Below are 460 nucleotides of genomic sequence, written 5' to 3'. Positions count from 1 at the left end.
CGCGCGCTGGCGCGCCCCCGCTCGGCCCGCCCTCGGCGGCCGCCAGCAGCAACACCTTGCACCGCACCAGCGCCCGCCTGGCCTGGTAGAACGCCAGCAGCGGCAGCCCGGCGTAATCGTCGCTGGCGGCCAGGTAGCCTTGCAGCAGGCGCGCGGCCAGGTCGTCGCGGCCGTGGAAGCGCAGGTCCATGACGATGAAGGCCAGGTCGGCGACCACGTCGGTCCAGCGCAATTCGTCGTTGAACTCGATGCCGTCGAACACGTCCACCCGCCCTTCCCAGCTGAGGATATTGCCGCTGTGGAGATCGCCGTGGCACTCGCGCACATGGCCGTCGGCGCGGCGCCGCTCGAAGCGCTGCGCATCGGCCATCTGCTGCGCGTGCCAACGCGCCAGCCGGGCCAGCCGCGCGCGGTTGGTGCGGCCAGTGAGCAGGCTGTCCACCGTGGCCAGGTCGCCGCG

Annotated in this window: 1 protein-coding gene; it reads right to left on the bottom strand. The window is 72.8% G+C overall.

The genetic code is table 11. The annotated features are described in order from the left end of the window. A partial coding sequence (locus GTP90_RS36080; RefSeq protein WP_161087966.1) for a phosphotransferase occupies positions 1-460 on the bottom strand: 460 nt, incomplete at both ends.

The sequence above is a fragment of the Duganella vulcania genome (genome assembly GCF_009857655.1).
GTDB lineage: Bacteria > Pseudomonadota > Gammaproteobacteria > Burkholderiales > Burkholderiaceae_D > Rugamonas > Rugamonas vulcania.
The sequence above is the reverse complement of the archived record's forward strand: the minus strand, read 5'-3'. Positions and strand labels throughout refer to the sequence as shown.